Annotated in this window: 7 protein-coding genes and 1 pseudogene; 1 reads left to right on the forward strand and 7 read right to left on the reverse strand. The window is 51.2% G+C overall.

The genetic code is table 11. From position 1 onward, the window contains the following. From AACZ40_RS27630 to AACZ40_RS27645, 4 genes are all read right to left on the reverse strand, one after another. Positions 1 to 740: nucleotidyltransferase domain-containing protein (locus AACZ40_RS27630; protein ID WP_339676793.1), on the reverse strand; the 740-nt coding region annotated here is incomplete at its 3' end. 67 nt (positions 741 to 807) lie between these two features. After that, positions 808 to 1146: a P-II family nitrogen regulator gene (locus AACZ40_RS27635; RefSeq protein WP_291178391.1), complete on the reverse strand. Its 339-nt coding sequence runs from the start codon at positions 1144 to 1146 to the stop codon at positions 808 to 810. Between the two features lie 91 nt (positions 1147 to 1237). Next, on the reverse strand, positions 1238 to 1576 hold the full coding sequence (locus tag AACZ40_RS27640) for a P-II family nitrogen regulator (RefSeq protein WP_291178394.1): 339 nt from the start codon (positions 1574 to 1576) through the stop codon (positions 1238 to 1240). A 225-nt stretch (positions 1577 to 1801) separates the two neighbouring features. After that, entirely contained in the window at positions 1802 to 3175 is a 1374-nt protein-coding gene (locus AACZ40_RS27645) for an ammonium transporter (protein WP_339676796.1), read from the reverse strand. Positions 3176 to 3546: 371 nt separating this feature from the next. Between AACZ40_RS27645 and AACZ40_RS27650 the strand changes: the two genes are divergently transcribed. After that, entirely contained in the window at positions 3547 to 4596 is a 1050-nt protein-coding gene (locus AACZ40_RS27650) for a prepilin peptidase (protein WP_291178399.1), read from the forward strand. 35 nt (positions 4597 to 4631) lie between these two features. Here AACZ40_RS27650 and AACZ40_RS27655 read toward each other — a convergent pair whose 3' ends face one another. The 3 genes and pseudogenes from AACZ40_RS27655 to AACZ40_RS27665 all read right to left on the reverse strand — a co-directional run. Beyond that, complete coding sequence (locus AACZ40_RS27655) at positions 4632 to 5129, reverse strand: Fur family transcriptional regulator (RefSeq protein ID WP_291178402.1); 498 nt, start codon at positions 5127 to 5129, stop codon at positions 4632 to 4634. 48 nt (positions 5130 to 5177) lie between these two features. Continuing rightward, complete coding sequence (locus tag AACZ40_RS27660; protein ID WP_291178405.1) at positions 5178 to 5600, reverse strand: flagellar biosynthesis anti-sigma factor FlgM; 423 nt, start codon at positions 5598 to 5600, stop codon at positions 5178 to 5180. Positions 5601 to 6000: 400 nt separating this feature from the next. Continuing rightward, a pseudogene (locus AACZ40_RS27665) lies at positions 6001 to 6326 on the reverse strand (low specificity L-threonine aldolase); the annotation flags it as partial.

Below are 6326 nucleotides of genomic sequence, written 5' to 3' on the forward strand. Positions count from 1 at the left end.
CGACTGTTGATCCGCCCATCGAGTCTCAGCATGTCGAGATTGGCTGTTCCATAGCGGGCAAATCCGGTCCAGCGGAGCAGGTGAATGTCGCGCAATCCGCCGGGCGAGCGTTTGATATCAGGTTCCAGCTGCATGACCGCGCCGCCATGCTGTTTCCGTTCCTGCCAGCGTGCTTCGACGCACTGATCGAAGAATACGCGTCTGCGAAATAAAATGACGTGCCGATAAAAAGCGCGGATCAACTGTTCGGCGAGATGCTCATCTCCCCAGATGGCACGGGCTTCGATCATCGCTGTGGCGAATTCCGGTTCGGTACGAGCCATCTTGACGGAGTCGGCAATGGTTCTCAGGCTGTGACCGAGCTTTAAACCGGCGTCCCAGCAGTTGCGTACGATGTCACCAACAAACGCGGCGAATTCCTCATCCACCTGGTTGCGATACAGGAACAGCAGGTCCACATCGGAGTAGGGGGCCATCAATCCGCGACCGGAACCGCCTATGACCAGAATGGAACAGTTCTGAATCAGTAATTTCTGATGCCCTTCAGAGAGTTGCAGAAACTGATCCTGAATAATCTGCAGCAGAAGCTGTTCAATGGATTCCGCAATCGCCGTGGCAATCTGCAGACCACTTGCGCCATGGCGCAGGAGTTCCTGACCGCGTTGTCTGGCGTGCTCTACTTTCGTGCGATAGACAACGAATTGCTGTTCAGAGCAGGAGGTCGACGTATGTGACATCATCAATTCCAGGCTGAAACGAACGCGAACAAAAGAGGCCCGGATTCAAGACAGAAATTCTGCTTATGGATCAGACCGCTTCCGGACCAGTTTCTCCCGTACGGATTCGAATGACTTCATCAAGACTGGTAATGAAAATTTTCCCGTCACCAATCTGACCGGTACGGGCTATCTGCGTGATCGTTTCCACGGTTTTGGGAACCATATCGTCCTGGACCACAATCTCGAGTTTCACTTTCGGTAGAAAGTCTACAATGTATTCATTGCCTCGATAGGTTTCCTTGTGACCACGCTGACGACCAAAACCCCGGACTTCACTGACAGTCATGCCACTAATGCCAATTTCAGAAATGGCATTTTTGACTTCTTCAAGTTTATAGTGGCGAATGATTGCCTGAATCTTTTTCATTGCACGTACTTTCGAAAACCGTAATTTCAGTCAGCCTGCCTGATGTAAAGCACAAGGGGCAAAAAACGCCCCTCGCTTTACAGTCATCTATTTACAGAGCGGTATCGCCGGCTTCACCGGTGCGGATCCGGATAATATCTTCGATTGGTATTACGAAGATTTTTCCATCGCCGATCTGTCCGGTGCGTGCTGATTCCAGGATCGTATCCACAACAGCCTTAACCTGGTCATCGGGAACGATGACTTCCATTTTAGCCTTCGGTAGAAAATCCACGGTGTATTCGGCACCACGGTACTGTTCTTTGTGGCCTTTCTGGCGACCAAAACCACGTACTTCAGACACGGTCATGCCCTGTACACCAATTTCTGTCAGAGCATCTTTAACTTCTTCCAGTTTGAAATGTCTGATGACAGCTTCCACTTTTTTCATCGGAATCATACTCCCAGAAAAATGCCCGGATTTCTTCCAGCGCTTTCAGAAACCCAGACGACTATCGCACTTAGATATTATATCGCAATTGTCGGGAAATCTCGATACCCCAAATTGATTTCCCGAAAAAACAATCAGAAGTATTGGCCAGACAGGCCTTTCGGAACAAAATTCCTGAAAATGAGAACGAGAGTCGACCAGGGGCCGACTCTCGGCTTTCCCATTTTACAGGAAGATGTATCCTTCTTCTCCATGCTGGCTCAAATCGAGCCCCTGAATTTCACCATCTTTGCTGACGCGCAGACCCATTGTCAGATCGATCAGCTTCAGAATGATAATTGTTCCGATCACGGAAATCAGTATGGCAGCACCCACGCTGACGAACTGATTGATCAACTGTTGAGAATTTCCCTCCAGTAAACCGGAACCATCTGCATTTCCTGTAATGGCTCTGGTGGCAAAGACACCGGTGAGCAGTGCTCCCACGGTTCCTCCGACGCCATGTACGCCAAAGGCATCCAGAGAGTCATCGTATTTGAATTTGGATTTCAGACTTGTGCAGGCAAAATAACAGGCAAAACCGGCGATCAGTCCCAGGATAATCCCCGACAGAGGGGTGACCGTACCACAGGCGGGCGTAATACAGACCAGTCCGGCGACCGCTCCCGAACAGGCTCCCAGAATACTGGATTTCCCATTGAAGAACCATTCCGCCACCGCCCAGGCCAGGACACCTCCTGCCGCTGCCAGATGGGTTGCTACAAACGCATTAACAGCTGCAGGATTGGAACCGACGGCGCTGCCGGCGTTGAAACCGAACCAGCCCACCCAGAGCATGGTCGCGCCGATGAATGTATATGTCAGGTTATGCGGCGGCATGGGTTCCTGTCCATATCCCAGGCGTTTGCCCAGCAGAATGGCACAAACCAGAGCGGAGAATCCAGAACTGATATGCACCACAGTTCCTCCCGCAAAGTCAAACGCCGGGTAGAGCGCATTTTCATTCCATTCACATAACCAGCCCGTATCTGACCAGACCCAGTGAGCAATGGGGCAATAGATCAATGTTCCCCACAGAACAGAAAATACCACCATCGAACTGAATTTCATGCGTTCCGCGAAAGCACCACAGATCAGGGCAGGAGTGATAATAAAGAACATCATCTGAAAGACCATGAACAGTGATTTGGGAATCGAACCATTGGCGGGAATGACGACCGCACCATCCTGCCAGGAAGGGATGACTCCTTTGAGCAGAATATGGTCAAAACCACCCACAAATCCACCGAGGATATCGGAGCCGAATGCCAGGCTGTAGCCCCAGAGTGCCCAGACGATCGACATGAGTCCCATCAGGAACACACACTGCATCATCACGCCCAGAATGTTCTTTTTGCGAACCAGTCCGCCATAAAACAAAGCCAGTCCGGGAGCAGTCATCATCAGCACTAACGCCGAGGCGACCATCATCCAGGCGATGTCGGCATTGTTGAATTCAGCGGCCGCTTCTTCCTGGGCTGGTGCTTCTGCACCGGATCCCAGTGCATGCGGGGGCGCAGCTTCGTCGGCGAAGATCTGTCCCGTTCCGGATAAACTCAAGAAAAATGTCAAAAATGTACAGTACGCAATCTGTCTGTAGACTCTCCTCATTATGAAGGCCTTTCCGAGCGCGAAAAAATGTCAAAGCAGTGAGCGAGCGCTTTGGTTCCCTGATTTGATCGGATGATCTGCTTGGCGGATGAATCGCTTCAGACGATTGTGCGAGCAGGCAGTTTCATCTAAATTGATTTTTTCATCGAACCGCAATTGCGATTGAATGAGACAGACTTCACCATATCCTCATCCAGCATGATCTTACGATCAAATCAGTTAACGCGTCAGTCTACCAAAGCCCTGCAGCAAAATCACCCAAGAATGAACTGGTTTTGTTCAGGAATGGTTAAGATCTGACGAGAGTGAGAACAGGACATTTGAATAGTACTTTTTTACCTGGAATCTTGTTTTTTGCAGGGGCTGTCGTCGGTCTGCTGGTGAATGCCTGGGTCCGATTCATGACCCTTAAGCCGGTCGTTCGTCCTCTCACGCGCTGCGAAGTCTGTGGCGCACGTGTCCGGTTCTGGAAATTGGTGCCGGTGCTGCGCTGGCTACCGTTTCAAAACCGGTGTCGTGAGTGTTCTGCGCGACTGCCACGCTCCGAGGTTCTACTGGAAATTTTAACTGGTGCGCTGTTTGTCCTCTTTTATTTTATGGCTGTGCAGATGCGTTGTCTCGAAGTGCCCTCGGTCCGGCCCTCCGGGGAAATGCTCGGCTGGCGACTGCTTTATTTATACGTGTTACTGACTCTATTGGTGGCAGCTACCAGTATCGACTTTCGCGAGTACCTGATTCCCGATCAGATTACTTTTCCCGGCATGCTGGTTGGTGTGCTGGGCGCTACGATCGCCGGCCACCTGCAGATCATTCATCTGTGGGTAGACTGGAACCAGGCGGTCCCGGGCCTCACCGGACCTTATATTCCCGAATGGATCAAAGCGCATTCACACTGGCATGGATTGAGCTGGAGCCTGACAGGATTGATCATCGGCGGCGGTCTCACCTGGGGTCTGCGGCTGGTGTCATCGGTATTGCTGGGCCAGGAAGCGCTCGGACTGGGGGATGTGACGCTGATGGCGATGGTGGGCAGTTTTCTGGGTTGGCAACCGATCCTCCCGATCCTGCTGCTGGCCCCGCTGTGTGGCATCCTGATTGGATTTCTCACACGTGTGATGACGGGAAAAACGTATCTGCCTTACGGCCCGTATCTGTGCGCTGCTACGATGATTGTGCTGATGGGCTGGAAGTGGTTCTGGCTGGCGGAGTGGCCGGCCAGTGTTCCCGGCGCGGCTCCGGAATTTTCGATTCGTCAGTTATACGGCGATGGCCTGGCGCTGGTGATGATTGGCGGGATTGCCATGGGGGCACTGATCCTGTTGCTGATCCTGTTACGGGTCTACAGGGCCATTCCTGTAAAACGCCGTTAATTCAGAGTGAGGCAGGGCAGGGGATCATCCCTGGATCAAATCAGATCCAGCTTCTTATGGCGGCGTTGGGGAGGTCGCGAACAATCATCGCAGATGCCGTAGACTTCGAGGCGATGCTCATTCATGCGGAAGTTGATCTGTTCCGCAAGCTTTTCCAGAATCTCGGCGATCTCTTCATTATGAAATTCAAACAGTTCGCCACAGCTTTTGCAGATGAAATGATCGTGTTGAGGATAGCCGTAATCGTGCTCGTAGACATCCCTGTCGTTGGTCCGGGCCACTTTGCGCAATAGACCAGCTTCTTCCAGTGACCCCAGTGTTCGATACACGGTCGAACGACTGACGCGGCGGCCGGTTTTCTGTAATTTCATGCGTTCGACCAGCTGGTCGGCGTCGAAATGTTCGTGGGACGAGAAAACCTCAGCAACGATTAACTCTCGTTCCTGTGTGAGTCTCATTCCCTTGGTGGCCAGGTACTCTCTGAATTTCTCTGTAGGAGAAACCGCGATTTCCAGGCTTTCAAAATTGAGCACGGTTTAATTCTTTCTCGTCTGATTTCTCTACTACGACCGAGACGCGGTTTATTCAGAATCAGAGATCTGATCCAGCATACGGCTCAAAGCTGCCTCCAGCTTTTCATCCGTATCATAAGTTCCGTCGTCGATAGCCGCCTTGATTTGTGCTAACCGCTCTGCACGCATATCGGAGTTGTTCGTCATTTCATCCAGCATTCGACCGGCAGAAGAAATCTCCAGTTCATCCTGAGGAGAGGAGATCGGCTTCGAAGCAGGTGTCTGTTTGAAGTTGGTGTTGCTCGGACCGTTCTGCTTACTGATAGGCAGAGATCCGGAAATAGAACTGGTGCCGTTAACATCCATGGCGGCATTCCCCCTGTCACGTGGTCCTGAACCTGTCGGGGGAGAATTCTCCCGACCGTTAGTTACTGTATGAGGTTCATGATATCGTAAGACGGGGGATCGATTCAACTGGTAGTCTGCAGTCATGGCCAATTCTTTCATTGAATTCACTGAATTTCCAATGTTTTTGCCACTTAATGAAGCAAAAGAACACCAGTTTCCAGATTATTATCAATATTGAATGTAGAATGGCTTCCTGCACATCCTCCAGCTCAATGGAGTTAAAACGAGTTTTCGGCTTAATTGTAAGACATGTTCCTATGTCTTTACGGCCTCATTCGTTGAGGGGAGTCTGAACCTTAATTCAATCGACTGACTGCTTGTCAAAAGTTTAATTCCGAAAGTGGAATTCATTTGAACGTGACAGGACTCGACCGCTGGTAACGATTCTGCCGATTATGCGATACAGGAAAAATCAGCCTGTAAGAGGTTTGAGGAATGTTGCGGTTAAGTCTATTCTATCAAACGATTTTTGGGGGGGAGAAGGTTATCCCCGGGCATACGGGCCGGTGGCAATTCCCTGGTACTGATCGAGGCCTGCCTGTAAAGCGGCGCGGACGGCTGAGGGGACCTGTTCAATCTGGGCGCGACTGATGTCCAGATGCGTGCAGGCTCGCAGGGTGGAATTGCCCATGGCTCCGATTCCGACACCTTCTTTTTTGAGAGCAGCCGCCAGCTGCATCGCATTTCCCAGCTCCGGGTGGACATCAAAGAAGACAAGGTTGGTCTCCGTATTCTCAGGATTGATGGAGATCCCTTCAATTTCAGCCAGTTGCTCAGCGAGGAGGCGGGCATTGTCATGATCTTCCTGCA

Source organism: uncultured Gimesia sp. (assembly GCF_963972345.1).
Taxonomy (GTDB): Bacteria; Planctomycetota; Planctomycetia; order Planctomycetales; family Planctomycetaceae; genus Gimesia.